General features: G+C 70.0%; 28 protein-coding genes and 2 riboswitches. Of the genes, 15 read left to right on the forward strand and 13 right to left on the reverse strand.

Annotated elements, in window-relative coordinates:
• Nucleotides 1-101 precede the first annotated feature (101 nt).
• Complete coding sequence (locus AC07EQ_RS31660; protein WP_478391501.1) at nucleotides 102-1,223, forward strand: aromatic ring-hydroxylating oxygenase subunit alpha; 1,122 nt, start codon at nucleotides 102-104, stop codon at nucleotides 1,221-1,223.
• A 1-nt stretch (nucleotide 1,224) separates the two neighbouring features.
• Here AC07EQ_RS31660 and AC07EQ_RS31665 read toward each other — a convergent pair whose 3' ends face one another.
• Entirely contained in the window at nucleotides 1,225-1,872 is a 648-nt protein-coding gene (locus AC07EQ_RS31665) for a DedA family protein (RefSeq protein WP_478391502.1), read from the reverse strand.
• 99 nt (nucleotides 1,873-1,971) lie between these two features.
• Between AC07EQ_RS31665 and AC07EQ_RS31670 the strand changes: the two genes are divergently transcribed.
• Together AC07EQ_RS31670 and AC07EQ_RS31675 are read left to right on the forward strand one after the other, a co-directional pair.
• Complete coding sequence (locus AC07EQ_RS31670) at nucleotides 1,972-3,126, forward strand: sensor histidine kinase (protein ID WP_478391503.1); 1,155 nt, start codon at nucleotides 1,972-1,974, stop codon at nucleotides 3,124-3,126.
• Nucleotides 3,117-3,758, forward strand: coding sequence for a response regulator (locus AC07EQ_RS31675; RefSeq protein ID WP_478391504.1), 642 nt, complete (start codon nucleotides 3,117-3,119; stop codon nucleotides 3,756-3,758). The genes AC07EQ_RS31670 and AC07EQ_RS31675 overlap by 10 nt, the downstream gene beginning before the upstream one ends.
• Nucleotides 3,759-3,766: 8 nt before the next feature.
• Here the strand turns inward: AC07EQ_RS31675 and AC07EQ_RS31680 are convergent, their stop codons facing one another.
• The 4 genes from AC07EQ_RS31680 to AC07EQ_RS31695 all read right to left on the reverse strand — a co-directional run bounded on the left by AC07EQ_RS31680 (nucleotide 3,767) and on the right by AC07EQ_RS31695 (nucleotide 8,787).
• Nucleotides 3,767-5,149 carry an amino acid permease gene (locus tag AC07EQ_RS31680; protein ID WP_478391505.1) on the reverse strand — a complete coding sequence of 461 codons (1,383 nt, stop codon included), beginning with the start codon at nucleotides 5,147-5,149 and terminating at the stop codon, nucleotides 3,767-3,769.
• A gap of 208 nt (nucleotides 5,150-5,357) precedes the next feature.
• Nucleotides 5,358-6,638 (reverse strand): serine hydroxymethyltransferase, encoded by a 1,281-nt coding sequence (gene glyA / locus AC07EQ_RS31685; RefSeq protein ID WP_478391506.1) that lies wholly within the window; start codon nucleotides 6,636-6,638, stop codon nucleotides 5,358-5,360.
• A 25-nt stretch (nucleotides 6,639-6,663) separates the two neighbouring features.
• A complete protein-coding gene (gene gcvT / locus AC07EQ_RS31690; RefSeq protein WP_478391507.1) occupies nucleotides 6,664-7,767 on the reverse strand; it encodes a glycine cleavage system aminomethyltransferase GcvT in 1,104 nt (367 codons plus the stop codon).
• Between the two features lie 115 nt (nucleotides 7,768-7,882).
• A riboswitch (glycine riboswitch) is annotated at nucleotides 7,883-7,983 on the reverse strand.
• A riboswitch (glycine riboswitch) is annotated at nucleotides 7,984-8,083 on the reverse strand.
• 77 nt (nucleotides 8,084-8,160) lie between these two features.
• On the reverse strand, nucleotides 8,161-8,787 hold the full coding sequence (locus AC07EQ_RS31695) for a TetR/AcrR family transcriptional regulator (RefSeq protein WP_478391508.1): 627 nt from the start codon (nucleotides 8,785-8,787) through the stop codon (nucleotides 8,161-8,163).
• A gap of 101 nt (nucleotides 8,788-8,888) precedes the next feature.
• On the opposite strand from AC07EQ_RS31695, the gene AC07EQ_RS31700 reads away from it, so the two are divergent.
• The 9 genes from AC07EQ_RS31700 (at nucleotide 8,889) to AC07EQ_RS31740 (ending at nucleotide 16,525) form a co-directional block, all read left to right on the forward strand.
• Nucleotides 8,889-10,067, forward strand: a complete 1,179-nt coding sequence (locus tag AC07EQ_RS31700; protein ID WP_478391509.1) for an acyl-CoA dehydrogenase family protein — start codon at nucleotides 8,889-8,891, stop codon at nucleotides 10,065-10,067.
• Nucleotides 10,068-10,128: 61 nt separating this feature from the next.
• A complete protein-coding gene (locus tag AC07EQ_RS31705) occupies nucleotides 10,129-10,284 on the forward strand; it encodes a hypothetical protein (protein ID WP_010306908.1) in 156 nt (51 codons plus the stop codon).
• 124 nt (nucleotides 10,285-10,408) lie between these two features.
• A complete protein-coding gene (locus tag AC07EQ_RS31710) occupies nucleotides 10,409-10,711 on the forward strand; it encodes a YbaB/EbfC family nucleoid-associated protein (RefSeq protein WP_478391510.1) in 303 nt (100 codons plus the stop codon).
• 83 nt (nucleotides 10,712-10,794) lie between these two features.
• The gene (locus AC07EQ_RS31715; protein WP_478391511.1) at nucleotides 10,795-11,997 is read left to right on the forward strand and encodes a Tm-1-like ATP-binding domain-containing protein; all 1,203 of its coding nucleotides are present in this window, start codon (nucleotides 10,795-10,797) and stop codon (nucleotides 11,995-11,997) included.
• Between the two features lie 8 nt (nucleotides 11,998-12,005).
• Nucleotides 12,006-12,836, forward strand: coding sequence for a phosphoenolpyruvate hydrolase family protein (locus AC07EQ_RS31720; protein WP_478391512.1), 831 nt, complete (start codon nucleotides 12,006-12,008; stop codon nucleotides 12,834-12,836).
• Between the two features lie 10 nt (nucleotides 12,837-12,846).
• Entirely contained in the window at nucleotides 12,847-13,284 is a 438-nt protein-coding gene (locus tag AC07EQ_RS31725) for an SRPBCC family protein (protein ID WP_478391513.1), read from the forward strand.
• A 50-nt stretch (nucleotides 13,285-13,334) separates the two neighbouring features.
• Nucleotides 13,335-14,288 (forward strand): NAD-dependent epimerase/dehydratase family protein, encoded by a 954-nt coding sequence (locus tag AC07EQ_RS31730; RefSeq protein ID WP_478391514.1) that lies wholly within the window; start codon nucleotides 13,335-13,337, stop codon nucleotides 14,286-14,288.
• On the forward strand, nucleotides 14,285-15,706 hold the full coding sequence (locus tag AC07EQ_RS31735) for a hypothetical protein (RefSeq protein ID WP_478391515.1): 1,422 nt from the start codon (nucleotides 14,285-14,287) through the stop codon (nucleotides 15,704-15,706). The genes AC07EQ_RS31730 and AC07EQ_RS31735 overlap by 4 nt, the downstream gene beginning before the upstream one ends.
• 3 nt (nucleotides 15,707-15,709) lie before the next feature.
• Nucleotides 15,710-16,525: a glycosyltransferase family 2 protein gene (locus tag AC07EQ_RS31740; protein ID WP_478391516.1), complete on the forward strand. Its 816-nt coding sequence runs from the start codon at nucleotides 15,710-15,712 to the stop codon at nucleotides 16,523-16,525.
• Here AC07EQ_RS31740 and AC07EQ_RS31745 read toward each other — a convergent pair.
• Nucleotides 16,432-16,899 (reverse strand): GtrA family protein, encoded by a 468-nt coding sequence (locus AC07EQ_RS31745; protein WP_478391517.1) that lies wholly within the window; start codon nucleotides 16,897-16,899, stop codon nucleotides 16,432-16,434. The genes AC07EQ_RS31740 and AC07EQ_RS31745 overlap by 94 nt on opposite strands.
• A gap of 165 nt (nucleotides 16,900-17,064) precedes the next feature.
• Between AC07EQ_RS31745 and AC07EQ_RS31750 the strand changes: the two genes are divergently transcribed.
• Complete coding sequence (locus AC07EQ_RS31750; RefSeq protein WP_478391518.1) at nucleotides 17,065-18,234, forward strand: NAD-dependent epimerase/dehydratase family protein; 1,170 nt, start codon at nucleotides 17,065-17,067, stop codon at nucleotides 18,232-18,234.
• 275 nt (nucleotides 18,235-18,509) lie between these two features.
• On the opposite strand, the gene AC07EQ_RS31755 is transcribed toward AC07EQ_RS31750, so the two are convergent.
• Together AC07EQ_RS31755 and AC07EQ_RS31760 are read right to left on the reverse strand one after the other, a co-directional pair.
• Complete coding sequence (locus AC07EQ_RS31755; RefSeq protein WP_478391519.1) at nucleotides 18,510-19,415, reverse strand: sulfite exporter TauE/SafE family protein; 906 nt, start codon at nucleotides 19,413-19,415, stop codon at nucleotides 18,510-18,512.
• Nucleotides 19,416-19,621: 206 nt separating this feature from the next.
• Complete coding sequence (locus AC07EQ_RS31760) at nucleotides 19,622-19,981, reverse strand: hypothetical protein (protein WP_478391520.1); 360 nt, start codon at nucleotides 19,979-19,981, stop codon at nucleotides 19,622-19,624.
• A gap of 203 nt (nucleotides 19,982-20,184) precedes the next feature.
• Here AC07EQ_RS31760 and AC07EQ_RS31765 point away from each other — a divergent pair, with 203 nt between their 5' ends.
• Nucleotides 20,185-20,949, forward strand: a complete 765-nt coding sequence (locus AC07EQ_RS31765; RefSeq protein WP_478391521.1) for a M23 family metallopeptidase — start codon at nucleotides 20,185-20,187, stop codon at nucleotides 20,947-20,949.
• Between the two features lie 113 nt (nucleotides 20,950-21,062).
• Here AC07EQ_RS31765 and AC07EQ_RS31770 read toward each other — a convergent pair whose 3' ends face one another.
• From AC07EQ_RS31770 to AC07EQ_RS31785, 4 genes are all read right to left on the reverse strand, one after another.
• Nucleotides 21,063-21,881 carry a SigB/SigF/SigG family RNA polymerase sigma factor gene (locus AC07EQ_RS31770; RefSeq protein WP_358575585.1) on the reverse strand — a complete coding sequence of 273 codons (819 nt, stop codon included), beginning with the start codon at nucleotides 21,879-21,881 and terminating at the stop codon, nucleotides 21,063-21,065.
• On the reverse strand, nucleotides 21,878-22,318 hold the full coding sequence (locus tag AC07EQ_RS31775; RefSeq protein ID WP_478391522.1) for an ATP-binding protein: 441 nt from the start codon (nucleotides 22,316-22,318) through the stop codon (nucleotides 21,878-21,880). The genes AC07EQ_RS31770 and AC07EQ_RS31775 overlap by 4 nt, the downstream gene beginning before the upstream one ends.
• Nucleotides 22,319-22,412: 94 nt before the next feature.
• A complete protein-coding gene (locus AC07EQ_RS31780) occupies nucleotides 22,413-23,042 on the reverse strand; it encodes a vitamin K epoxide reductase family protein (protein WP_478391523.1) in 630 nt (209 codons plus the stop codon).
• Complete coding sequence (locus tag AC07EQ_RS31785; RefSeq protein WP_478391524.1) at nucleotides 23,039-23,785, reverse strand: DsbA family protein; 747 nt, start codon at nucleotides 23,783-23,785, stop codon at nucleotides 23,039-23,041. Before AC07EQ_RS31785 ends, AC07EQ_RS31780 begins: the two co-directional genes overlap by 4 nt.
• A gap of 177 nt (nucleotides 23,786-23,962) precedes the next feature.
• Here AC07EQ_RS31785 and ligD point away from each other — a divergent pair, with 177 nt between their 5' ends.
• Entirely contained in the window at nucleotides 23,963-24,958 is a 996-nt protein-coding gene (gene ligD, locus AC07EQ_RS31790) for a non-homologous end-joining DNA ligase (protein ID WP_478391525.1), read from the forward strand.
• A 247-nt stretch (nucleotides 24,959-25,205) separates the two neighbouring features.
• Here ligD and AC07EQ_RS31795 read toward each other — a convergent pair whose 3' ends face one another.
• The gene (locus tag AC07EQ_RS31795) at nucleotides 25,206-25,925 is read right to left on the reverse strand and encodes a GntR family transcriptional regulator (RefSeq protein WP_478391526.1); all 720 of its coding nucleotides are present in this window, start codon (nucleotides 25,923-25,925) and stop codon (nucleotides 25,206-25,208) included.
• Between the last annotated feature and the right edge of the window lie 75 nt (nucleotides 25,926-26,000).

Below are 26,000 nucleotides of genomic sequence, written 5' to 3' on the forward strand. Positions count from 1 at the left end.
ATCAGGACTCGAACGTCCAGGACAACAGAGTGCTCACCTGCCGGCCGGCTACCACCAGGAGTGTGCCCGACGGCTCACTCCCAGAACTGATTAGGGACACCATGACGACCACGGACCAGGAGTCCAGCCTCATCTCCACGCTGCCCGGCCACTACTACACCGACCCCGAGCTGTTCGCGCTGGAGCAGGACCGGATCTTCGGCGCGATGTGGTTCTGCGCCGTGCGCGTCGCCGACCTCGCCGCGGCCGGGCAGTTCCAGACCGTCCAGGTGGGGCGGGAGAGCGTGCTGATCGCCAGGGGCCGCGACGGCGCCCTGCGGGCGTTCCTGAACATCTGCCGCCACCGCGGTGCGCGGTTGTGCGTCGCGGACGCCGGGCAGGTGAAGAGGTCCTTCCAATGTCCTTACCACGCCTGGACTTACGGTACCGACGGCAAGCTGATCGCGGCGCCGAACCTCACCTCGATGCCGGACGTCGACCGGACGCGGTACGGGCTGATCCCGGTCGCGCTGCGCGAATGGCTCGGCTACGCGTGGGTCTGCCTGGCCGACGAACCGCCGTCGTTCGAGGACACCGTGATCGAGGCCGTCTCCGGGCGGCTCGGCGGCGACGACGTGATCGGCGGCTACGGCGTCGACGGGCTCGCGCTCGGCCGCCGGATCAGCTACGACGTGCGGGCCAACTGGAAGCTGATCATCGAGAACTTCATGGAGTGCTACCACTGCGCGACGATCCACCCGGAGCTGACCGAGGTCCTGCCCGAGTTCGCCGACGGCTACGCCGCCCAGTACTACGTCGGCCACGGCGCCGAGTTCGGCTCGGACGTCGAGGGGTTCACGGTGGACGGCAGCGGCGGGTTCGGGCGGCTGGACGGCGTCGGCGACGAGCACGACCGGCGGTACTACGCGATCACGGTCCGGCCCCAGGTCTTCCTGAACCTGGTGCCGGACCACGTGATCGTGCACCGGATGTTCCCGCTCGCGGCCGACCGCACGCTCGTCGAGTGCGACTGGCTGTACGCGCCGGAGGTGGTCGAGCAGGGCCACGACGTGTCCCGCTCGGTCGAGCTGTTCCACCGGGTCAACCAGCAGGACTTCGACGCCTGCGAGCGCTGCCAGCCGGCGATGAGCTCCCGCGCCTATGCCGGCGGTGGCGTGCTGGTGCCCTCGGAACATCACATCGGCGAGTTCCACGAGTGGCTGCGCGCCGAGCTCGAACCGTGAGTCACGCCCGGGCCTTGCGCATCCGGACGACCCGCGCGGCCACGAACCAGACGACCGCGACGACCACCGCGACGACGACGACCTTCTGGAAGATCCCCACGTAGGACTCGACGATCCACCAGCTCTGCCCCAGCAGGTAGCCGGCGAGCACCAGCGCGGTGTTCCAGATCAGGCTGCCGAGCGCGGTCAGCACCAGGAAGGCAGGCACCGGCATCCGCTCCACCCCGGCGGGCAGCGAGATGAAGCTGCGGAAGATCGGCACCATCCGGCCCAGGAACACCGCTTTCGTGCCGTGCCGGGCGAACCACGCCTCGGTCCGGTCCACATCGGACACTTTGACCAGCGGCAGCTTCGCCGCGATCGCGCGGGTGCGGTCGCGGCCCAGCCACGCGCCGAGGTAGTACAGCACGACCGCGCCGGTCAGCGAGCCGAGCGTGGTCCACAGGATCGCGCCGAGCAGGCTCATCGTGCCCCGGCTCGCGGCGAATCCGGCCAGCGGCAGGATCACCTCGCTGGGGATGGGCGGGAACAGGTTCTCCAGTGCCACCGCCATCCCCGCGCCGGGGCCGCCGATGGTTTCCATGAGCCCGGTGATCCAGCCGACCAGTCCATCGGTCTGGGCGGTGCCGGGCTGTGCGAGGAAGTTCATGATCCGAACGCTAGGAATCCGCAGCACCGCGCGGAATGCGGTTTCCCGGCGACCCACCTGTGGAAAACCGCAGGTTGCCGCCGTGGCTAGGCTCGGATCATGCGTCGATGGCTGCGGGTGCTCCTCGGCGTCGTGCTCGGTGCGGGCACGGCGCTGGCCGAACTCGTCTTCGTGCTGTCGGCCGGTCTGGCGCTGGCCGGGCTGCTGATCTTGCCCCGGCTGCGATCCCGGGTCGCCTCGCTGTCGTTCGCCGGGGCGCAGGCGCTGGCCGAACTCGAACGGCGGCGCCTGGCGAAGTACCTGGACAGCAACCATGCCGGCCGGCCAGGCGGCGCTCGCGCGCTGCGGTACCTGGCGGTCCGCTGCGCGGTCGGGCTGCTCGGTGGCATCGTGCTCTTCCTGATCGCCTACGGCGCGGTCGGCATGCTGGTCGAACTCGTCGAGCTCTGGACCACAGTCGGGGATCCGCTGGAAGGCCGTTCCGGCACCGAGAAGTTCTGGCTCACGGTCTACCTGATCGTTTTCTGCTCGGTGCTCGGTTTCCTGGCGTTGACCGGGCTCGCGGGCGTCGCGGTCATGGACCGCGCGCTCGGCGAGCGGTTCCTGGAACCGGACCGGGCCGAGCAGCTCCGGCAACGGGTCGAACAGCTCTCCACCACGCGCTCCGATGTGGTCGCCGCGATCCACGAGGAACGCCGCCGCATCGAACGCGACCTGCACGACGGCGTGCAGCAGCGGCTGGTGGCGCTGGGCATGCTGATCGGCCGGGCCCGGCGCGCCGGCGACGGCGACCGGGCAGCCGGGCTGCTGCGCCAGGCGCACGAGGAATCCCAGGAAATACTCCGGGATTTCCGCGATGTCGCGTGGCGGGTCTACCCGGCCGCGCTGGACGCCGGGGGCCTGCACCCGGCCCTGGCGGCGCTGGTGGAGCGCGCGGGGATGCCGGTCGAGCTGCGGTACGAGGTGGCGCAGCGGCCGGCCGTGGAGGTCGAGGCCGTGGCGTACTTCGTGGTTTCGGAGGCCGTGACGAACGCGGCCAAGCACTCGGGCGCGGGTATCGTCGCCGTCCGGGTCGAACGGGAAGAGGGGTGGCTCGTGGTTCGGGTGGACGACGACGGCGCCGGCGGCGCATCGGTGCGCGGCGCCGGGCTTTCCGGCCTGGCCCGGCGCGTCGCGGCGCTGGACGGGAAGTTCACAGTGGACAGTCCCGTCGGCGGTCCGACGACGATCGTCGCGGAGCTGCCGTGCGGGTGATCCTGGCCGACGATTCCACCCTGCTGCGCGAGGGCCTGGTGCGCCTGCTGGCGGAGGAGGGGCACGACGTGGTGGCCGCCGTCGGGGACGCGCCGAGCCTCCTCTCGGAGGTGGCGGCGTGGCAGCCGGACGTGGCCGTCGTCGACGTCCGGATGCCGCCTACGCACACCGACGACGGCCTGCGCGCCGCGCTGGAGATCCGGCGCCGGTTCCCCGCCGTCGGCGTGCTGGTGCTCTCGCAGTACGTGGAGAAGCGCTACGCGGTCGAGCTGCTCACCGGCGACACCGCGCGAGTCGGCTACCTGCTCAAGGACCGGGTGGTGCAGGTCGACGAGTTCCTCGACGCCCTCCAGCGGGTGGCCGGCGGGGGAGTGGCGTTCGACCCGGAGGTGGTGCGGCGCCTGCTGTCCGGCAGCGACCGCGATCCGCAGTCGCTGCTGACGCCCCGCGAACGGGACGTCCTCGAACAGATGGCGCAGGGCCGCACCAATGCCGGCATCGCCACCCACCTGCACATCTCGCAGAGCGCGGTGGAGAAGCACGCGAACGCGATCTTCGACAAGCTCGACCTCGCCCGCACCACCGGCTACAGCCGCCGGGTCCTCGCCGTCCTGCACTACCTGGAATCCTGATCAGGCGTTCACCTGTTCGCGGGCTCCTGCTGCGGCTGCTTGTTGCGCACCGCGAGGTAGCCGATCACCATCGCGATCGCGAGCACCGGGGTGATGTACAGCGCGATCCGGGTTTCGGCGTCGAAGGCCAGCAGCACCACGACGAGCGCGAGGAAGGCCAGCACGACGTAGTTGGAGTACGGGGCGAGTGGCATCCGGAACGGCCCGGCCGGGAGTTCGCCCCGGGCGACCTTGCGCCGGTAGACCAGGTGCGCGATCACGATCATGCCCCAGGTGAAGATGGCGCCCGCGGTGCTGGCGCTGGTGATGTAGGTGAACGCCTGCTCCGGCACGAAGTAGTTGAGCACCACGCCGATCAGCATCGCGCAGAACGTGATCCCGATGGCCCGCGCGGGCACCGCCCGGCCGCTGAGGCGTCCCACCGAGCGCGGCGCCTGGCGGTCCTCCGACAGGGTGCGCAGCATCCGCGCGGTGGAGTAGATGCCGCTGTTGCAGGACGACAGCGCGGCGGTGGTCACCACGAAGTTGATCACGCCGGCGGCGGCCGGGATGCCGATCAGGGTGAAGGCGTGCACGAACGGGCTGCCGGTGGTCGGGAACTGGGTCCACGGCACGAGCGCGGTCAGGGCGATCAGCGCGCCGACGTAGAAGATCAGGATCCGCCACATCACCGAGTTGATGGCCCGCGGCAGGACCTTCTGCGGGTTCTTGCTCTCGCTGGCGGTCTGGCCGACCATCTCCACGCCGACGAAGGCGAACATGACGATCTGGAACGCCAGCAGCGACGACGCCGCGCCGTTGGGGAACAACCCGCCGTGGGACCAGATGTTGCTCAGCGACGCGGTGTCCCCGAGGTCGCTGAAGCCGAACACCAGGATCGCGGCGGCGAGCACGATCAGGCCGATGATGGCCAGCACCTTGATCAGGGCGAACCAGAACTCGAACTCGCCGAAGAGCTTCACCGCGATGAGGTTCACGCCGGAGAGCACGATCAGCGCTCCGAGGGCGGGAATCCACTGTGGCACGTGGGGGAACCAGAACTGGAAGTACTCGCCGACCGCGGTGATTTCCGCCATGCCGGTGACGATCCAGACCAGCCAGTAGCCCCAGCCCACCGCGAACTTGGCCCACGGGCCCACGAACTCGCCCGCGTACTCCGCGAACGATCCGCTCACCGGGCGGTACATCAGCAGCTCGCCGAGCGCCCGCATCACGAAGAAGATCATCAGCCCGGCGATCGCGTAGATCAGGATCAAGCCGGGCCCGACCTGGTGCAGCGCCTTGCCGGAGCCGAGGAACAGCCCGACCCCGATCGCCCCGCCGATCGCGATCATGTTGATGTGCCGGGTACTCAGATCCTTCCGGTACTCCTCGGCCTCTGGTTGGCTCATCGAACGTGACTCCTTAATCGCCAGCGTGTTTCGCTGAAACTGCGCAGATAATCCGGCATCCGGGCAGTGCTGGCAAGCGATTGGGCACAGTTGAAATCGAGCCTTTTCCCAGTTCCAACATCGTCCACTTAGGATGCAAACATGAAACGCCGCATTTCGGTCATCGCGGACCGAAATGCGGCGTTCGGGGCTACCCGCCGATCACATGTCAGAGGTTCGGGTACAGCGGGTGCTTGGCGGCCAGGGCCTCCACCCGCTCCCGGAGCTTCGCGCTCGCCGGCTCGTCGAAGCCCGGCTTGAGGGCCTCGGCGATGATGTCGGCGACCTCCGCGAAGTCCTCCTTGCCGAAGCCGCGGGTGGCCAGCGCCGGGGTGCCGATGCGCAGCCCGGAGGTCACCATCGGCGGCCGCGGGTCGTTGGGCACCGCGTTGCGGTTGACGGTGATGCCGATCTCGTGCAGCCGGTCCTCGGCCTGCTTGCCGTCCAGCTCGGAGTCCCGCAGGTCCACCAGCACCAGGTGCACGTCGGTGCCGCCGGAGACCAGCTGCACGCCGGCCTTGACGGCGTCGTCGGCGAGCAGCCGCTCGGCCAGGACCTGCGCGCCCTCCACGGTGCGGCGCTGCCGGTCCTTGAACTCCTCGCCGGCGGCGACCTTGAACGCCACCGCCTTGCCGGCGATCACGTGCTCCAGCGGCCCGCCCTGCTGGCCCGGGAACACCGCCGAGTTGAACTTCTTCGCGAACTCCGTGTCCGCCGACAGGATCACGCCACCGCGCGGACCGCCGAGCGTCTTGTGCGTGGTGGTGGTGACGACGTGGGCGTGCGGCACCGGGCTCGGGTGCAGTCCGGCGGCCACCAGGCCGGCGAAGTGCGCCATGTCGACCATGAGGTAGGCGCCGACCTCGTCGGCGATCTCCCGGAACCGCTTGAAGTCCAGCTGCCGCGGGTACGCCGACCAGCCGGCGATGATCATCTGCGGCTTGTTCTCCCGCGCCAGCTTGGCGACCTCGTCCATGTCGACGCGGTGGTCGTCCTCGCGCACGTGGTACGGCACCACGTTGTAGAGCTTGCCGGAGAAGTTGATCCGCATGCCGTGGGTCAGGTGACCGCCGTGCGCCAGGTCCAGGCCCATGATCGTGTCACCCGGCTTGAGCAACGCGAACATCGCCGCCGCGTTGGCCTGCGCGCCCGAGTGCGGCTGCACGTTGGCGAAGGACGCGCCGAAGAGCTCCTTGACCCGGTCGATGGCCAGCTGCTCGATGACGTCGACGTGCTCGCAGCCGCCGTAGTAGCGGCGGCCCGGGTAGCCCTCGGCGTACTTGTTGGTCAGCACCGAGCCCTGCGCCTCGAGGACGGCCTGCGGTGCGAAGTTCTCCGAGGCGATCATCTCCAGCGTGCTCTGCTGGCGGTTGAGTTCGGCGCCGACCGCCGCCGCCACCTCGGGGTCCACCGCGGCCAGCTGGTCGTTGAACAGGTCCGGTGTCGACATGGTGTTGCCTCCTGTGTATTTCTCTTCAGGCATTGCGGCGGTAGAACGGCAGCTCGACGACCTGCACCGCGACGGTCTTGCCGCGGATGTCGACCTGCAGCTGCGTGCCGGGTTCGCTGTGGTCGCGGTCCACGTAGGCCATCCCGATCGGGTGGCCGAGGGTCGGGGAGGGGGCGCCGCTGGTCACGACGCCGATCTCGGCGCCGTCGGCGTCCAGCACGCGGTAGCCGTGCCGGGGCGCCCGGCGCTGCTCGGTGCTCAAGCCGACCAGCGTGCGCTCGGTGGGCTTCTCGGCCGCGGCGGCCAGCGCGTCCTTGCCGACGAAGTCGCCGGCCTTGTCCAGCTTGACCACCCGGCCGAGGTTGGCGTGGAAGGGCGTGAGCTCGGCGGACAGCTCGTTGCCGTACAGCGGCATGCCGGCCTCCAGCCGCAGCGTGTCGCGGCAGGACAGCCCGGTGGGCTGCAGGCCGTGCTCGGCGCCGGACTCGGTCAGCGCCTGCCAGACCGCCTCGGCGTCGCCGGGCGCGGTGAACAGCTCGAAGCCGTCCTCGCCGGTGTAACCGGTGCGCGCCAGCAGCACGTCCTTGCCCGCGACCCGGCTGCGGTAGCCCGCGTAGTACTTGACCTCGGCGAGGTCGGTGTCGGTCAGCGGCGCGAGGATCGCGACCGCGTTCGGGCCCTGCACCGCGATCAGCGCGTAGTCGTCGGAGACGTCCTGGTGCTCGGCGTCGAAGCCGCCGATGCGCTCGGCCAGCTCGGCGGAGACCACGGCGGCGTTCGCCGCGTTGGCCACCACCAGGAACTCCTCGTCGCCGAGCCGGTAGACGATCAGGTCGTCGAGCACGCCGCCGGCCGCGTTGCAGATCATCGTGTAGCGGGCGCGGCCGGGCTTGATCGCGGACGCGTTGGCGACCAGCGCGTAGTCCAGCGCCTCGGCGGCCTGCGGCCCGCTGATCCGGATCTCACCCATGTGGGTCAGGTCGAACAGGCCGGCGCCGGTGCGCACCGCGTTGTGCTCGGCGGTGTCGCCCGAGTAGCGCAGCGGCATCCGCCAGCCGGCGAATTCGGTGAACGTCGCCCCGAGGGCTTCGTGCACGTGGTGCAAGGGCGTCTGTCGTGGCGACGACATGGTGAGACTCCTCCTGGTGGGCGCCGGTCGGCAGTCGAGGGCCGGTCAGCTCACTGAGCCCAACCTTATCGGGGACGCCTCGACCTCGACCTGCGCGGGCTTGCGCTGGTCGGGCGGTCTCCCCGGAGTCATTGGCCTGAGAGTTTCGCCGCCCGCGAGGGGGCGGCTTGCACCGTGGGCGAGAAGCGGGCGCTCCTGCTTTTCTCCGTGTTCGCCTGGTGCCGTGCGGTGCCGGTGCCTGAGAGTTTGCTGGGGAGAATTGCTCCTTCGGCGCTCCGGTCCCGGAACGGGCCGGAGTCTCTCCCGCACGACGTCGTGGGCGCGGTATTCGGTTGTGTGAACGCCGACGCTACGAACCGACGTGACCCACGTCAACCGGGCGGGTGAGTGATCTCAGGCGCTGAGCTCGCGGTACTGCTTCTCCAGGCCGTCGACGAGGGCGGCCAGGGCGAGCTCGAAGCTGTCGGCGTCGATCTCCGCCGCGTGCTCGCGGAGCAGGTGGGCCCTGTTCAGGTGCGGGAAGCGGTCGCCGTAGAGCGCCGCGTCGTCCGGGAAGCCGCCGCTGAAGGAGCCCATCGCCGAGCCCACCACCAGGTACTTCGTCGAGGCGCCGATCATCGTGGCGTAGCGCTGCGGCCAGCCCGCCCTGGTCAGGCCGCCGTGCACCGCGTCCGCCTGGCGCAGCGCGTTCTCCCGGCGGGCCGGGCCGTAGGCCAGGAACGGGACCAGGTTCGGGTGGGCGATCAGGGCGGCCCGGTAGGAGCGCGCCCAGGTGCGCAGGCCGGTCTTCCAGTCCGCGTCGAAGCCGGCGACGTCCACTGCGGTTATCACGTCGTCGGCGATCTCGTTCAGCAGCTCGTCCTTGGTCGACACGTGGTTGTACAGCGACGCCGCGCGAACGCCGAGCCGTTCGGCCAGCCGCCGCATGGACAGCGCTTCGAGGCCGTCGGCGTCGATGATCTCCAGGCCGATCCGCCGGATGCGCTCCGGCGACAGCCGGGGGGTGGTCGGTCTGGGCACGTCTTCTCCTCGTCGGATCCCTTGCGGCGGTCGCCGGGACCGTCTTAGGCTGCCACAAAACTAACGCCGTTAGTTAGCTGGCCGCAGGAAAGGATCCGGCGATGGTCGACTTCTCGCTGTCCGACACAGAACGCGACATCCGCGACTGGGTGCGCAACTTCGTCCAGCGCGAACTGGTGCCGCTGGAACAGGAGGTGCTGCGCCGCGAGCGCGCCGGGGAACGCGGCCTGACCAAGGACGAGCAGCGGGAACTGCAGGACAAGGCGAAGCAGGCCGGGTTCTGGGGCGTGCAGACGCCCGAGGAGTACGGCGGCATGGGCCTGTCGGCGGTGATGACGGCGCTCATCGAGGTCGAGCTCGGCCGTACCTTCGTGCCGTTCCGCTTCGGCGGCTACGCCGACAACATCCTGTACTACGCCAACGACGACCAGAAGGAGCGCTACCTGCTCCCGACGATCGAGGGCACCCGCAAGTCGTGCTTCGCGATCACCGAGCCCGGCGCCGGCTCGGACGCCAAGAACCTGCGCACCACCGCCGTCAAGGACGGCGACGAGTGGGTCATCAACGGCGAGAAGACCTTCATCACCGGCGGCATCGACGCCGACTTCGTGATGGTCTTCGCCGTCACCGACCGGGAGAAGGGCGCCAACGGCGGCGTCACCTGCTTCCTGGCCGACCGCGACGCGGGCTGGAAGTCCGAGCCGATCGACATCATGGGCCCGTGGGAGCGGCAGCCCGCCGCGCTGGTGTTCGACAACGTGCGGGTCCCGGAGCACAACGTGCTCGGCGAGGTCGGCCAGGGCTTCAAGCTCGCCATGCAGTGGATCGGCCGCGGCCGCTACCTGCTGCCCGCGCACGCCCTCGGCGCCTGCGAACGGCTTGTCGAGATGGGCATGGAATATGCCAAGACCCGCGAGACCTTCGGCAAGCCGATCGCCGAGCGCCAGGCCATCCAGTGGATGATCGCCGACTCCGCGGTGGAGATCGAGGCGCTGCGCTGGCTCGTGCTGCAGGCGGCCTGGCAGGTCGACCAGGGCATGGACTCCCGGCACGCGCAGTCGGTGGCCAAGCTCTTCGGCGCCACTCGAGCCAACGAGATCGTGGACCGGGTCCTGCAGATGCACGGCGGCATGGGCTACACCAAGGAGCTGCCGGTCGAGCGCTGGTACCGCGACCTGCGGCTGCTGCGCATCTTCGAGGGCACCGACGAGATCCAGCGCCGCACCGTGGCGCGGAACCTGCTGAAGGGCCACGCATCGATCAGCGGGGTCCTCGGCTGATACGTGACCGATTTGTCGGTAGCCTGGTGGTAGCCGTGACTCCGATCCGCCGGGAGCGACGATGTCTCTGTTCAAGAAGGTCGCCGATTTCGCCAGCAGCCCGCAGGGCCGCAAGGTGATCGACCAGGCCAAGAAGTACGCCTCCGACCCGAAGAACAAGGAGAAGATCGACCAGGTCAAGAACAAGTTCTTCGGCAAGGACGGCAAGAGCCACTGACCGAACGGCGAAACGGCCCCCGGCGACCGAGCCGGGGGCCGTTCTCGTATTCGATACTGTGTGTAGTTGTGGCCATGACGTTGCGGCTCAACGACGACGACCAGGCGAAGCGGGAGGGCACGTGATGGCGGACGACGTGCGTGGCGAGGGCAGTGCTGCCGGGGGCGCCGTGCGGGTGACCGTCGGTGCCGATGGGAAGGTCGACGAGCTGCACCTGGAGCCGCGGCTGCTGGGCAGCGGGGTCGCGGCCATCGCGGCCGCCGTTCAGGAGGCGGTCAACGCCGCTCTCGACGACGCCGCCGGGAAGCCGGATCGCACGATGCAGGCGTTCGAGACGGAGCTGGACAAGCTCAGCGACGGCTTCGAGCGGGCGATCGAGAAGGTCACCAGGAACCTGGCCGAGGCGCAGAAGCGGCTGGAGCAGTAGTCGCCTGATCTGCCGACTGTGCGAGGGCGGCGCCGCCAGTAGAGTTTCGCGGGGTTGACTCGATTCCGAGCCGCGGAGGGCCAATGGGCAGCGCGTACGTCGTCGGGACCTTCGACACCAAGGGCGCCGAGCTGCACTACGTCGCCGCGCTGATCGCGGGCGCGCATCCCGTGGTCACCGTGGACCTGTCCACCACCGGCGGGAGTTCCGGCGCGGACGTGTCGGCCGCCGAAGTCGCCGCGCACCACCCGGGCGGGCCCGACGCGGTGTTCACCGGCGATCGGGGCTCGGCGGTCGCCGCGATGGCCGTGGCGTTCGAGCGGTTCCTGGCCGCGCGGGACGTCGCCGGGATCATCGGGCTCGGCGGCTCGGGCGGCACGGCGCTGATCACGCCCGCGATGCGCGCGCTGCCGGTCGGCGTGCCCAAGGTCATGGTGTCCACAGTGGCCTCTGGCGACGTTTCGGCCTATGTGGACGCCACCGACATCGCGATGTTCCCGTCGGTCACCGATGTCGCCGGGCTGAACCGGATTTCCCGCCAGGTGCTGGGGAACGCCGCGCACGCGCTGCTGGGCGCCGTGACGCGCCCGGTGCCCGCGGTCGAGGACAAGCCCGCCGTCGGGCTGTCCATGTTCGGAGTCACCACGCCGTGCGTGACGGCCGTGGCCGAGCAGCTGGCCGCCGACTACGACCCGCTGGTGTTCCACGCGACCGGAACCGGCGGTCGCGCCATGGAGAAGCTCGTCGACGACGGCCTGATCCGCGCCGTCGCGGACATCACCACCACCGAGGTGTGCGACCTGATCGCCGGCGGCGTGATGAGCGCGGGGGAGCGGCGGCTGGACGCCATCGCCCGCACCGGGGTGCCCTACGTCGGCTCCTGCGGCGCCCTGGACATGGTGAACTTCGGCGCGCTGGACACGGTTCCGGCGCAGTACCGGGATCGCAACCTCTACGCGCACAACCCGCAGGTCACGCTGATGCGCACGTCCGCGGCGGAATGCCGGCGCATCGCCGAGTTCATCGCCGCCAAGCTCAACGCCTGCGACGGCCCGGTGCGCTTCCTCCTCCCGGTCGGTGGAGTGTCCATGTTGGACGCCCCTGGGCAGCCCTTCCACGACCCCGAGGCGGACGCGGTGCTGTTCGAGACGCTGGAGGGCCAGGTGCGGCAGACCGTGGACCGGCGGGTCGAGCGGGTACCGCACAACGTCAACGATCCGGAGTTCGCCGCCGCGCTGGTCGCGGCGTTCCGGGAAGTTGCCGGATCTGCCGAGAGAACCAGGTAGGAGAGAGCATGAGCCGATTCGACCGGGCCGAACTGATGCGCCGGTTCCGCGCCAAGGTCGAGCGCGGCGAGCCGATCGTCGGCGGCGGCGCGGGCACCGGCCTGTCCGCCAAGTGCGAGGAGGCCGGCGGGATCGACCTGATCGTCATCTACAACTCCGGGCGCTACCGGATGGCCGGGCGTGGGTCGCTGGCCGGCCTGCTGGCCTACGGCAACGCCAACGACATCGTGGTCGAGATGGCCCGCGAGGTGCTGCCGGTGGTGCGGCACACCCCGGTGCTGGCCGGCGTCAACGGCACCGACCCGTTCATGCTGCGCGACCGGTTCCTCGGCGAGCTGCGGGACCTCGGGTTCGCCGGGATCCAGAACTTCCCGACCGTCGGGCTCATCGACGGCACCTTCCGGGCGAACCTGGAGGAGACCGGCATGGGCTACGACCTGGAGGTCGAGCTCGTCGCCGCCGCGCGCGAGGCCGACCTGCTGACCACGCCGTACGTGTTCTCCAGCGCCGACGCGCGGGCGATGGCCGAGGCGGGCGCGGACATCATCGTGTGCCACCTGGGGCTGACGACCGGCGGCGCGATCGGCGCCGAGACCGCCAAGTCGCTGGACGAGTGCGTGGCCCTGATCGACGAGTGGTCGCAGGCGGCGGCCGAAGTGCGCGACGACGTGCTGGTGCTCTGCCACGGCGGGCCGATCTCGACGCCGGACGATGCCGCGTACGTGCTGTCCCGGACCAAGCGCTGCCACGGCTTCTACGGCGCCAGCAGCATGGAGCGGCTGCCGACCGAGCAAGCACTGACCGAGCAGACGAAAGCCTTTACGCAGTTGAAGTTCTGAGGAGGAAACGGTGGCGAAGTCCTACACGAGCGCGGTGATCGAGGCGTCTGCCGAGCAGGTGTGGCAGGTGGTGCGCGACTTCGACGGCTTGCCGCAGTGGCACCCGGCGATCGAACGCAGCGAGATCGAGGGCGGCGGCGTCGCCGACGCGGTGAGTTGCGTCCGGTACCTGACGCTCGCCGACGGCGGCGTGGTCCGGGAACGGCTGGTGTCGCTGGACGACGTCGAGCGCAGCTACACCTACGACTTCGTGGAAAGCCCGTTCCCGGTGCGCAGCTACCGCTCCACGATCCGGGTCGCGCCGATCACCGACACCGGGCACAGCTTCGTCGAGTGGTTTTCGCACTGGGACGCCGACGCCGCCGACGAGGAGCGGATGGACAAGACCTTCGCGCACGGCGTTTACCGGACCGGGCTGAACGGGCTCCGGGAATTCCTGGCCCAGTAGTGGGAAGGGTGTGAACCGGGGCGATTTCGGCGGCGGTTAGAGTCGGGCGCGTGCCAAGCAGCGCCACTACTCCCGAAGCAGACACTGCCCAGGCCGATCGCGTCGTCGTGACCGGTGGCACCGGTTTCGTCGGCAGAGCCGTGGTTCGTGCCTTCCTGGAGCGCGGCACGCCGGTCACCACCGTCGGCCTGCAGGACCCGCCCGCCGAGTTGCGCGGCGAGCTGCTGACCCACGTCGACGGGGATCTGCGGGATCCGGCGGTGCGCGAGGCGGCGGTCCCGGCCGGCACGGCGGGGATCGTCCACCTGGCCGCGATCACCTCGGTGCTCCGCTCGGTGGACCAGCCAGCCGAGACCTACGCCAGCAACGTCGCGGTCACCCAGGAACTCCTGGAACTGGCGCGGATACGCGGCATCGGGCGGTTCCTGCTCGCCTCCACCAACGCGGTGGTCGGCGACATCGGCCGCGGCACCATCTCCGAGGCGCTGCCGCTGCGCCCGCTCACGCCCTACGGCGCCACCAAGGCGGCGTGCGAGATGCTGCTCTCCGGCTACGCCGGGTCGTACGGGCTGGCCACCTGCGCGCTGCGCTTCACCAACATCTACGGGCCCGGCATGGGGCACAAGGACAGCTTCATCCCGCGGCTGATGCGCGCGGCAGCGGCGGGCAGCGGCGTCGAGGTGTACGGCGACGGCTCGCAGTCGCGGGACTTCGTGCACGTCGACGACGTCGTGCAGGGCGTGCTCGCCGCGTGGGACAAGCAGTACACCGGCACCGTGGTGATCGGCTCGGGTCGCTCGATCTCGGTGCTGGAACTCATCGACGCGGTCCGCGCGGCCACCGGCGAGGACGTGCCGGTCACCCACGTGCAGGCCAAGAACGGCGAGATGCCCGCGGTGATCGTGGACGTGTCCAAGGCGCAGCGGGAGCTCGGCTACCGCCCGAGCGTCGAGCTCACCGAGGGCCTGCGCACGGTCTGGGCGGACTTCCGCGGGGCGCGATGAGCGCGGCGCTCGCGCGCGCCCTCCGCCTGCACTGGTTGCTGGCGCTGTTCCTGCTCGCCGGGCTGGCCCTGCGCATCGTCGTGCAGCTGGCCTACCGGCCCGCGCTGCTCTACATCGACTCCTTCCGCTACCTCGACGACGTCGGGGCGTTCTTCCCGGGCGGCATCAACCCGATCGGTTACGAGCTGTTCCTGTGGCCGCTGCTGGCCATCGGCGGCCTGACCTGCGTGGTCGTGGTGCAGCACCTGCTCGGCATCGGGCTCGGCATCGGGATCTACGCGCTGCTGCGGCGTTTCGGGGCCCGGACGTGGCTCGCGGCGCCGGCCGCCGCGCCCGTGCTGCTGGACGCCTACCAGCTGCAGATCGAGCAGAACATCATGTCCGATCTGCTGTTCCAGGTGCTGCTGCTGGTCGCGATCTACGTGCTGACCTGGTGGGGCGCGCCCGGCCCGAGGCTCGCCGCGCTGGCCGGGATCGTGCTCGCCGCGGCGGTGACGGTGCGCGTCGTGGGCGTGACGCTGGTGGTCCCCGCCGCGGTGTTCGTGCTGCTGGCCACCGGTTGGCGGCCGCGGGAGGGCTGGCCGCGGCGGCTGATCGCCGCCGGCGCGCTCGTCGGCGGGTTCGCGGCCGGCGTGTTCGGCTACTCGCTGTACCACCTGACGTGGACGGGTTCGCTGGGCCTCGGCGGCTCCGGCGGCGGTGCGCTGTACGGCCGCGCCGCCGCGGTCGCCGAGTGCGAGGACCTGGACCTGACGGTCGAGGAGAAGCTCGTCTGCCCGAACGAGCCGCTGGAACGCCGCGCCGCCAACGGGATCGACTTCTACATCCACTTCTGGAACGTCCCGGAGAACGTCGTGAAGTTCCTGCCTGCGGACATGGACGTCGCCGCCGCGCAGGGCTCGCTCACCCGCAAGGTCCTGCTGCACCAGCCGCTGGACGTGCTCGGCGGGATGGCCGGCGACTTCCTCAAGGGATTCGCCCCGACCCGCACCCAGACCCCCGGTGACGTGCCGCTGGACCGCTGGCAGTTCCAGCCGGTCTACCCGATGTTCGCCCCCGACTGGTACGTCGCGGAGTGGACGGAGCTCTACGGCGACGGCACGTACTCGGTCGACCCGGCGCTGGCCGGATTCCTGCGCGCCTACCAGCTCGGCGGCGGTTACACGCCGGGCATCGTGCTGGGCGGTGCGCTGGTGGTCGCGGCGCTCGCGGTGCTCGGCGTCGGCCGGGCCCGCGGCTCCGGGCTGCGGGCGGTGTGCCTGCTGCCCGCCGGATTGGCGATCACCGTGCTGGGCACCGCCGCGGCGATGGAGTTCTCCTGGCGCTACCAGTTGCCCGGCTTGATCCTGATCCCGCTCGCGGGTGCGCTCGGCGCGACCGCCCTGATCGCGCGCCCCGAATCCCCGAAGGAGAGTTGAAGGATGCCCACGACCTTCCCGAGCGAGGTGGACCGGGCGGCGCTGGAGGACTACGCCGCGCGCTACGGCGACCAGCCGTTAGCGCCGGTGGTCGTGCTGATCGCCGCCTACAACGAGGAGGAGGCGCTCGGCGAGGTGCTCGACGGGATCCCGGCCTACAGCTGCGGCCTGGATGTGGACAGGCTGGTGGTGGTCGACGGCGCGACCGACGACACCGCCAAGATCGCGCTGAAGCACGGCGCGCAGACCTGCGTCGTTCCCACCAACCGCGGGCAGGGCGCCGCGCTGCGGCTCGGCTACCACCTGGCGGCCGAGCGCGGGGCGCGCTACATCGTCACCACCGACGCCGACGGCCAGTACGACATCGCGGAGCTGCCCAAGCTGCTGCGCCCGCTGATCGACGATCGCGCCGACTTCGTCACGGGATCCCGTCGGCTGGGCAGCAACGAGCAGCCGGCGCTGGTCCGCCGCGTCGGCACCTACGTGTTCGCCTGGCTGGTCACCGCGCTGACCGGGCAGCACATCACGGACACGTCGTTCGGGTTCCGCGGCATGCGGGCCGAGGTGCCCAACTCGGTGACCCTGGAGCAGCCGCAGTACCAGTCGTCCGAGCTGCTCGTCGGCGTGCTCAGCCGCGGCTACCGGGTGCTGGAGCAGCCGATGCGGATGCTGCCGCGCACGGCCGGGGTGAGCAAGAAGGGCGGCAGCTTCCGCTACGGCTACCGCTACGCGCGGGTCGTGCTCGGCACCTGGTGGCGGGAACGCCGGAACACCAACCGGTCGATCAGGAAGAACTTGACCACGAACATCCCCGCGTAGGTCGCGACGAACGCGCCCCAGACGACGGCGATCTGCCCGGCCCGGGCGTCGGGGAACAGCACGTTCGCCAGCGACTCGGCGTTGTGCGTGGCGAGCGCGGCCAGCAGCGCCGTGCCCACCGAGATCGCGCCGTAGCGCAGGATCTCGCCGCGCAGCGCGGCCCGCCCGCCGCCGCCCCAGGTGCGCCGGTTGAGCACGAAGTTCGGGATCGCGCCGGACAGCCACGCCAGCACGGTCGACACCACCGCCGTGGCGCCGAGCGAGTAGGACAGCAGGAAGACCAGTTGGCTGATCCCGGTGGCCACCGCCGACGCGGCCGCGAAGCGGCTGAGCAGCCGCCAGTACCGGCTCCTGGTGCTGGTCTGCTGCGCCATGCGGTCTCCGTCCCGGTGCGATTCGGCCAGGTCGCACCATACCGAGTCCGGTCTCAGCGAATTCTCAGTGCGGGGCGGGGAAAAGGGGAGTCGGTCATGGAATGGTCACGAGATGAGACCATGCCGGGTGTTTGTATCCAACGGGTGAACTGGAGGAGTTAAGGCGTGCGAATCCTCGTCCTCGGAGGGGACGGCTACCTCGGTTGGCCGACCGCTCTGCACTTGTCGGACCGCGGTCATGAGGTCGCGGTCGCGGACAACTACGCCCGTCGGGGCTACGACCACGAGCTGGGCGTGGACAGCCTCGTGCCGATCGAGCCCATGCAGGTCCGCCTGAATGCCTGGCGCGAGGTCTCCGGGAAGTCGATCAAGTCCTACTACGGCGACCTGGTCGACGGCGAGTTCACCGAGGCGATGATCGCGGACTTCCGGCCGGACGCCGTCGTGCACTTCGCCGAACAGCGGGCCGCGCCGTACTCGATGATCGACCGCAGGCACGCGGTCTACACCCAGCAGAACAACGTGATCGGCAACCTCAACGTGCTGTTCGCGATCCAGCAGGTCGACCCGGACATCCACCTGGTCAAGCTGGGCACGATGGGCGAGTACGGCACGCCGAACATCGACATCGAGGAAGGCTGGCTGGAGGTCACCCACAACGGGCGGACCGACCGGATGCTGTACCCGAAGAAGCCCGGCTCGTTCTACCACCTGAGCAAGGTGCACGACAGCCACAACATCGAGTTCGCGTGCCGGGCCTGGGGCCTGCGCGCCACCGACCTCAACCAGGGCGTCGTCTACGGCCAGGAGACGCCGCAGACCGCGCGCGACGCCCGGCTGGCGACCAGGTTCGACTACGACGCGATCTTCGGCACTGTGCTCAACCGGTTCGTCATCCAGGCCGTGCTCGGCCACCCGCTGACGGTGTACGGCACCGGCGGCCAGACCCGCGGCCTGATCGACATCCGCGACACCGTCGAATGCATCCGGCTGGCCGCGGAGAACCCGGCCGACCGGGGCGAGTTCCGGGTGTTCAACCAGATGACCGAGAAGTACTCGGTGGGAGAGATCGCCAAGATCGTGGCCAACGGCTACGAGGGGCCGGTCGAGATCGAGTACCTGGACAACCCGCGGGTCGAGCAGGGCGAGCACTACTACAACGTCCGGCACACCGGCCTGGTCGAGCTGGGGCTGGAGCCGCACCTGCTGTCGGACACGCTCATCGAGTCGCTGTTCCGGGTGGCGGACAAGCACAAGGAGCGGGTCGACGTCGCCGCCATGCGGCCGACCGTCAACTGGCGCCACGCCGCGAATCCGTTGCGTGCGGATCGCTGAACGACGGGTGCTGCAACTGCGCCCACGACTGCGCCGCGTGGCGGCTGGAATATACCAACGCGGCCGGGCAGACTTGGGCACTAACGCCGCGGTCGCCGCCGTCGATCGCGGCCGGTAACGGGGAGCGGTGCCCCGGGCGCGGAGCGTGACTTCGCACCCGGGGCGCCTACCGTGTGTCGGGGGGCTTCCACACGGTCTACCGAACAGTAACTCGTTCGGTTGATCTCGGCGATACGGCACGTGGGTAAACCTTCACCGTCCGAAGACGGATCGGGTCAGTGCCCGACCGGCTCGGCGGCCTGCTCGTCCACCTCGGTCGTCGCCCGCCGCTCCGCCCGGATCACGCGGACCGTGTACGCCAGCGCCGCGACCCAGGTCACCACGATCACCGCGTAGACGATGGCCGGCGACGGGGCGGGCAGCTCGAAGTTCTTGATCAGCGTCCGGGCGTTGGTCAGCACGATCAGCCCGCCGGCGCCGACCCCGATCAGCCGCATCGGCACGATGCGCACCAGGTAGGCCGCCAGCGGCGCGGCGAGGACGCCGCCCAGCAGCAGCGCGCCGACCGTGGTCCAGGACAGCTCCTGGTGCGACAGCGAGGTCAGGAAGCCCAGGCTCGCCGCGGCGGCGATGAGGAACTCGCTGGTGTCGACGGAACCGATCACCTTGCGCGGCTCGACCTTGCCGGTGCTCAGCAGCGTCGGCGTCGCCACCGGGCCCCAGCCGCCGCCACCGGTCGCGTCCACGAACCCGGCCACCAGGCCGAGCGGGGCCAGCAGCTTCGGGCTGACGCCGGTGAGCTGGCGGCGCCGCAGCGGGCGGATCGCGAACCGCAGCAGCACGTAGAGGCCGAGCGCGAGCAGGATCGTGGACATCCACGGCTCGGCGGCCTCGGTGGAGAGGTTGCTCAACGCGGTGGCGCCGAGGAACGCGCCGACGGCGCCCGGCACGCCGAGGGTGAGCACCACCTTCCAGTCCACGTTGCCGAACTTCCAGTGCGACAGGCCGGAGGCGACCGAGGTGCCGAGCTCGGCGAGGTGCACCGATGCCGACGCCAGGGCCGGCGTCAGGCCGGCGGTGAGCAAGATCGTCGTGGACGTCACCCCGTAGGCCATGCCGAGTGAGCCGTCGACCAGTTGCGCGACGAAACCGCCGATGGCGAAGATCAGGAATGCTTGCACGATGTCTCCGTAGGTGCGTGCGTGAGTACCGGGGTGGGCGCGCGACGGGCCGCGATGCGGCGCTGCGCAGCCGGGCGAGATCCGGTTCGGGGTGGGGTGATGAGGCGGCGGGCGGGTCTACCGCGCGCACCGACACCCTGCGGAGGTGACGCGGAGCAGGTCGACGTGGAGGCGCTGCACGAGCAGCCGCCACTGATCACCGGGCGTCATGCGGGACAGTGAAACAGATCCCGCGATCGAGCGGCACTGCTCTCAAACTGCGGGAAGGTTGCCGCGCGGTTTCGCGCTTCGTGTGCCGAAGGCCACTTTCGAGGTCGATTGATCTTGTCGACCGGGTGATCGCGGCAGTTCAGGTGCCGGTGCGACGCGGTGTCCTTTGTGGATTCGGTGCGGCGGGCGCCGGTGTGGCGTTGCGGGCGGTGCGCGGCGGCCGGGCCTGATCGTTGCGTTCTGGACCAGCGGAAACGATCGGCGTCTTGATCGTTTCGAGTGGACCGCCCGGCGGGCTCGGCCGAATCGGCGATCTCCGGATCGGCCGTTATCGAATGGTCATCTTCATGGGCCACTCAGAGTTACTGATCGGGTGGCGTTAGTGCCGCTATTTACCGCCAAACGGGTCAACGGTTGCGCCTCTTGATAACCCTCAGCTACGTTCGCGGCTCGTACGTCACGGTTCGGTCACAGGGCATGCCTCATCCCGCGAAGAGGCGGCCACCCCGCAATCCCCCGGCGGGGCAGCGACCGGATCCCCCCGAGACGGAAGGTGAAGATGGGCAAGCACCGCAAGGAGGACGGCCACCCCCCGAAGGCCGCCCTCCCGGTTCGCAACAAGGTCGTCGCGGCCGTCGTCGCCGGCGGTGCCTTCGCCGCGGTGGGGCAGCCGCTGGCCGCCAACGCCGACTCCGAGGTCGACCAACCCGTGCAGCGGCTCGTCGGTTCGAAGAACCTGAGCCTCGCCGTCACCGGCACCGCCGAGAGCCCCGCCGCGGTCCGGCTGCTCGCCGCCGAGTCCCCGATCGACTCGGCCGAGGAGGGCGAGAAGATCGACAAGAGCGAGGCGATCGAGCAGGAGCGCGAGGCCGCCCGCGCGGAGGCCGAGCGGGCCGCCGCCGAGGCCAAGCGAGCGGAGGAGGAGCGGCAGCGGAAGGCGCGCAGCTTCGTCAAGCCCGCCGAAGGCACCTTCACCTCCGGCTTCGGCGCCCGCTGGGGCACCAGCCACCGGGGCGTCGACATCGCCAACAGCATCGGTACCCCGATCCGCTCGGTGGCCGCGGGCAAGATCATCGAGGCCGGCCCGGCCAGCGGCTTCGGCCAGTGGATCCGGGTGCAGCACAACGACGGCACGATCACCGTCTACGGGCACATCAACACCATCGACGTCAGCGTCGGCGAGCAGGTCGATGCCGGTGACAAGATCGCCACGATGGGCAACCGCGGCCAGTCCACCGGCCCGCACCTGCACTTCGAGGTCCACGAGAACGGCACCAAGATCAACCCGCTGCCCTGGCTGAAGGAACGCGGCATCTCGCTGTAAGCCTGTTTCCGGGCTGCGCCGCTTCAAGGACAAACAAATACAGCCCCCGAGCAGCCGCCCGGGACCCGAATCCCCCGACGGGTCCCGGGCGGCTTTCCCATTTCCGGGTCCGGCTACTGCTCGGCGGCGGTTTCGGCCGGTTGGTCTTCCTCCAGGCGTTGCCGGAGGAAGCCGAGGGTTCGCGCCAGCAGGCGGGAGACGTGCATCTGCGAGATGCCGATCTGCTCGGCGATCTGCGTCTGGGTCATGCCGCGGAAGAAGCGCATCACCAGGATGCGGCGTTCCCGGTCCGGTAGGTCCTGCAGGAGCGGCCGGACCATCTCGCGGTTCTCCACCTCGGCCAGTTCGGCGTCGTCGGAGCCGATGGCGTCGCCGAGCGGGATCTCGTCGGTGTCGGTCAGCAGCTCGTCGAGCGAGGCGCTGCGGTAGGCGTTGCCCGCCTCCAGGCCGCGGTAGACGTCGTCGGTGCCGATCCCGAGGTGCTTCGCCAGCTCGCTCGGCGTCGGCGCGCGGCCCAGCTCCTGCGACAGCCGGGCGATCGCCGCCGACACCGACAGGTGCAGCTCCTGCAGCCGGCGCGGCATCCGCACCGCCCAGCCGGTGTCCCGGAAGTGCCTGCGCACCTCGCCCATGATCGTCGGCACCGCGTAGGACAGGAAGTCCACGCCGCGCTCCGGGTCGAAGCGGTCCACCGCGTTGATCAGCCCCAGCGTGGCGACCTGGGTGAGATCCTCCTGCGACTCGCCGCGATGGCTGAAGCGGCGGGCGATGTGCTCGGCCACCGGCAGGTGCTCGGTCACCAGCGTTTCGCGGAGCGCGCTGCGGCGCGGGTCCTCCTTGCCCAGCTTCGCGAGCTCGCGGAACAGCGGCGCCAGCCGGTCGTAGCGCTCGTTGCGCGAGTGTGCCGTCGGCTTGGAGTCCGCTCGTTTCACACGTGGGCCGTCCGTCCCTTGGTCAACTCGATCCGCACCAGGTGGCTGCCGTTGGCAGCCGGATCCGACTCGACCGAGGTTGACACAACGTCGGCCAACGCGCTCAGCACGCGCCAGCTGAAGGTGTCCTTGCGGGGCCCGAACGCATCGTCGCTGATGACCTCGGCGGTGACCGACAGCCGGTCGCCGGCGAGGCGGAACCGGCAGACGAGCGTCGCGGCCGGGGCGGCCAGCCGGACCAGCGACGAGCACGCTTCGTCCACGGCCAACCGCAGGTCGGCGATGGTGTCGACGTCGTAGTCGGCGCGCATCGCGAGATCACCGACGACGGCCCGCATGACCGCCAGCTGGGCGGGCTCGGCCGCGATGCGGACCTCGACCAGATTCGCCGCGGCTGTCTCCGGCTCGACGTGCGCGAGCTCGCGTTCCACGCTCATCCCGGGCCACCTCGTCTCGGTCGGTGCGGCGCACACCTCACTCACAGTCACCTGGTACCCGAGGCCCGGACCGAACAAACGGACGGCCCGCCGGTTACACCAGGCTGGTCCAGTAGTCCCAGAACCGCTGCAGGATCAGGACCACGATGACCAGATACCACACCGCGAGCACCACGCTGTGGAACCGGCGCAGCGCCGCGCCGGTGGATTTGCCGCCGCCGAAGTTGCCCGCCTCGAGGTTGTGCAGCGTCGTGTACCAGAACAGCGGGATGGTCACGACCCACACGACCATGCAGTACGGGCACAGCGCGCCGATCTCGTAGAGGCTCTGCACCACCAGCCAGTGGATGAAGCCGACCGCCAGCGTGGTGCCGAGCTGCATGCCCAGCCAGAACCAGCGCGGCGGCCGGAACCCGGCCAGCACCACGACCCCGGCGGTGACCACCACCGGGAACGACGCCACCCCGAACAGCGGGTTCGGGAAGCCGAGCACCGCCGCCTGGGCGCTGTCCATCACCGAACCGCACGAGATGATCGGGTTGACGCTGCAGGTCGGCACGTAGCCGGGGTTCGCCAGCTTCTGCAGCTTCTCCAGGATCAGCGCGAACGAACCTGCGAAGCCGATGAGGCCGCCCACGACGTACAGCCAGCCCAGGCCGCGCGGCGCGCCGGCAGGGTGCGATCGCTCGGCGGGGGCCGGCTCGACGGCGTGGGCGGTGGTCACTTCGCGAGCTCCTTGTCGACCTCGCCGCGGAAGGCGTCGTTGAGCTGCTGGAAGGTCTGGATGTTGCCCGCGTCGAATTCCTTGCCGTTGATGAAGATCGTCGGCGTGCCCTGCACCCCGGCCTTCTCGCCGTCGGCGACGTCGGCGTCGATCTTCGCGTTGACCTGCGGCGAGTTCATGTCCTGGCGGAACTTGTTCAGGTCGAGGCCGAGCTGCTGGGCGTACTGGTCGAACAGCCCGCGCGCCTTGGCCTCGTCGGTGCTGATGTTCTGGCCGTCGGGAGCGACCGCCCACGCGTTGTAGTTGTCGTAGAGGGCGTGGTACATCTCCTTGAACTTGCCCTGCACCGCGGCGGCTTCCGCGGCCTGCGCGGCCGGCCGGGCCAGCGGGTGCATGCCGAGCGGGAAGTTGCGGACGACGAAGGTGACCTTGCCCGCGTAGTCCTTCTCGACCTGCTTTGTCAGCCCCGAGTAGTACGAGTGGCAGCCCGGGCACTGGTAGTCGAGGAACTCGACCACGGTGACCTTGTTGTCCGGCGCGGAGGTCAGCACGTTGCTGTCGGGCTTGCGCAGGATCTCGGCCGCCACCGCGGGAGCGCTGGACGCGTTGTCCTCCGAACCGCTGCGGTTGAACAGCAGCACGCCTCCGATCACCACGACGGCGACGACCACCACCACGATGGTGAGGATGACGTTCGTGGACAGCCCGCTCTTCGCGGTCACGGGATTCTCGTTCTTCGACATCGCGTGCTTTCACCTTCGGCGGTCGGGCCCGCTGGTATTGCGGGTGAGGACGGCGCGTCCAGTTTCGCGCATTAACCCGATTGGGAACTCTGGCGGGGTCCAACTCACAGGTCGTTCACAGCCGGCTCTCAGCTGAACCGGTTTGCGCCGACGAATTCGGCGGGTATTCCGCGAACGATGAACGATCCGCTGCGCCTCCTGGACGATGCCGAACGCGGCCTGCTGAGGTCCTGGCCCGGCGGGACCTGGCACGAGCCGGCCCTGGCGACCCTGACCCACCACCGGTTCTCCGATCCGGACTGGATCTTCGAGCGCAAGCTCGACGGGGCGCGGGTGATCGCCGGATGCGACGGCGACCGGCCGGTGCTGTGGTCGCGCAACCACAAGCGCGTCGACGCCTCCTACCCGGAGATCATCGACGCGCTCGCCGTGCAGGGCGCCGACCGGTTCGTGCTGGACGGCGAGATGGTCGCCTTCGAGGGCGACCGGACGAGCTTCGCGCGGCTGCAGAAGCGCCTCAACCTCACCGATCCGCGGGCCGCCCGCCGCACCGGCGTCGCGGTCCACTACTACGTGTTCGACCTGATCGCCTTCGGCGGCATCGACCTGACGAGGCTGTCGCTGCGCTCCCGGAAGCGCCTGCTGCGCGAGTGCTTCGACTTCACCGACCCGCTGCGGTTCAGCGCGCACCGCGCGGGCGACGGCGAGGCGTTCTTCCGCGAAGCGTGCCGCCGCGGTTGGGAGGGCCTGATCGCCAAGCGCGCCGACCGGCCCTACCACGGCGGGCGCAGCCGCGACTGGCTGAAGTTCAAGTGCGTCGCCGACCAGGAATTCGTCATCGGCGGCTACACCGACCCCAAGGGATCCCGGTTCGGTTTCGGAGCGTTGCTGGTCGGCTACTACCAGGAATCGCGGCTGCGCTACGCGGGCAAGGTCGGCACCGGCTACGACGAGCGGACGCTGCGGGACCTGCGCGGCAGGCTGGACGAACTGGCCCGCGAGCGCTCGCCGTTCGCCGACCCGGTGACCGAGCCCGGCGCGCACTGGGTGGCGCCGGAGCTGGTCGCGCAGGTCGGGTTCACCGAGTGGACCGGCGACGGGAAGCTGCGGCACCCGCGCTTTTCGGGGCTGCGCAACGACAAGCGCCCGCGGGACGTGGTCCGGGAGACCTAGTGGTCCAGGACGATCGTGGCCTGGTTCGCCGCCGGATGTACCTGTGTTTCCGATTGCGGGGGGCTCCACGTAGCGAGCAGAACGGTCGTCACGACCATCATCACCGTTCCGACAACCGACACGAAGGTGCGGCTGTTGCTCTGCATGGCTGGTGCCCCCGGATTCTCGCGTAGGAACAGAAAAGGCGATTGCGGCGAACGCCACGTTTGGCGTCTCGCCTGGGGTGTCGCCACGAGGGGGTTTAACGTTAGCGACCTTCGCCATGTTCCAGGTGTGATGCGGAACTCCCTGGTGGGGGTGGGTTTCCGGGAGCCTCGGACCACAAGCCCAGTTGCTGCAGGTGATGGATCAGTAACTGTCCGGTATGGGTGATGTGCTGGTGCATCGCGGCGCGGGCGCCCGCGGGGTCCCGGTGGCGCAGCGCGGTGAGCAGGTTCTGGTGGTCGGCCACCGCGATCTCCCGCCAGCCCGGCACGTCGGCGGTGGTGTTGCGCGGCGTGTAGCGCACCGCGATGCCGAGGAACCAGGCCAGCTTCGGCGACTCGGCGGCCCGGCAGATCACGGCGTGGAAGCGGGCCACCGGTTCGCCCATGTCGAGCAGCGCGAACTGGCTCGCCATCTGGATTTCCTCCAGCAGGGCACCGAGTTCGGCGAGCCGCTCGGCGTGGATCTGGCGCGCGGCGCGGGCCGCGAGCTCGCCCGCGATGGTGGCCTGCAGCCGGTGCGCGTCCTCGAAGTCCTGCCGGCTCAGCGGCGCCACCGTGAACCCGCGGCGCGGTTCGAGGTCGACGAACCCCTCGCCGCGCAGGGCCAGCAGCGCCTCCCGGACCGGTGTGACGCTGACGCCGAGCTGTTCGGCGAGCCGCTCCAGGTGCAGATGATCGCCCTGCCGCAGCCGACCCGTCATGATCCCTTCCCGCAGCCGGCCGGCCAGCTCGTCGGGAAGCCGGGGGGAGCGTGCGCGCATCGCAGCCTCGATCACCGCTCGGCCGCCCCTGATCCGCCGGTTGTGTCGCCTGTCACGTGCAACTTGATACCACCC

It is taken from the genome of Saccharopolyspora sp. NPDC045839 (assembly GCF_056431645.1).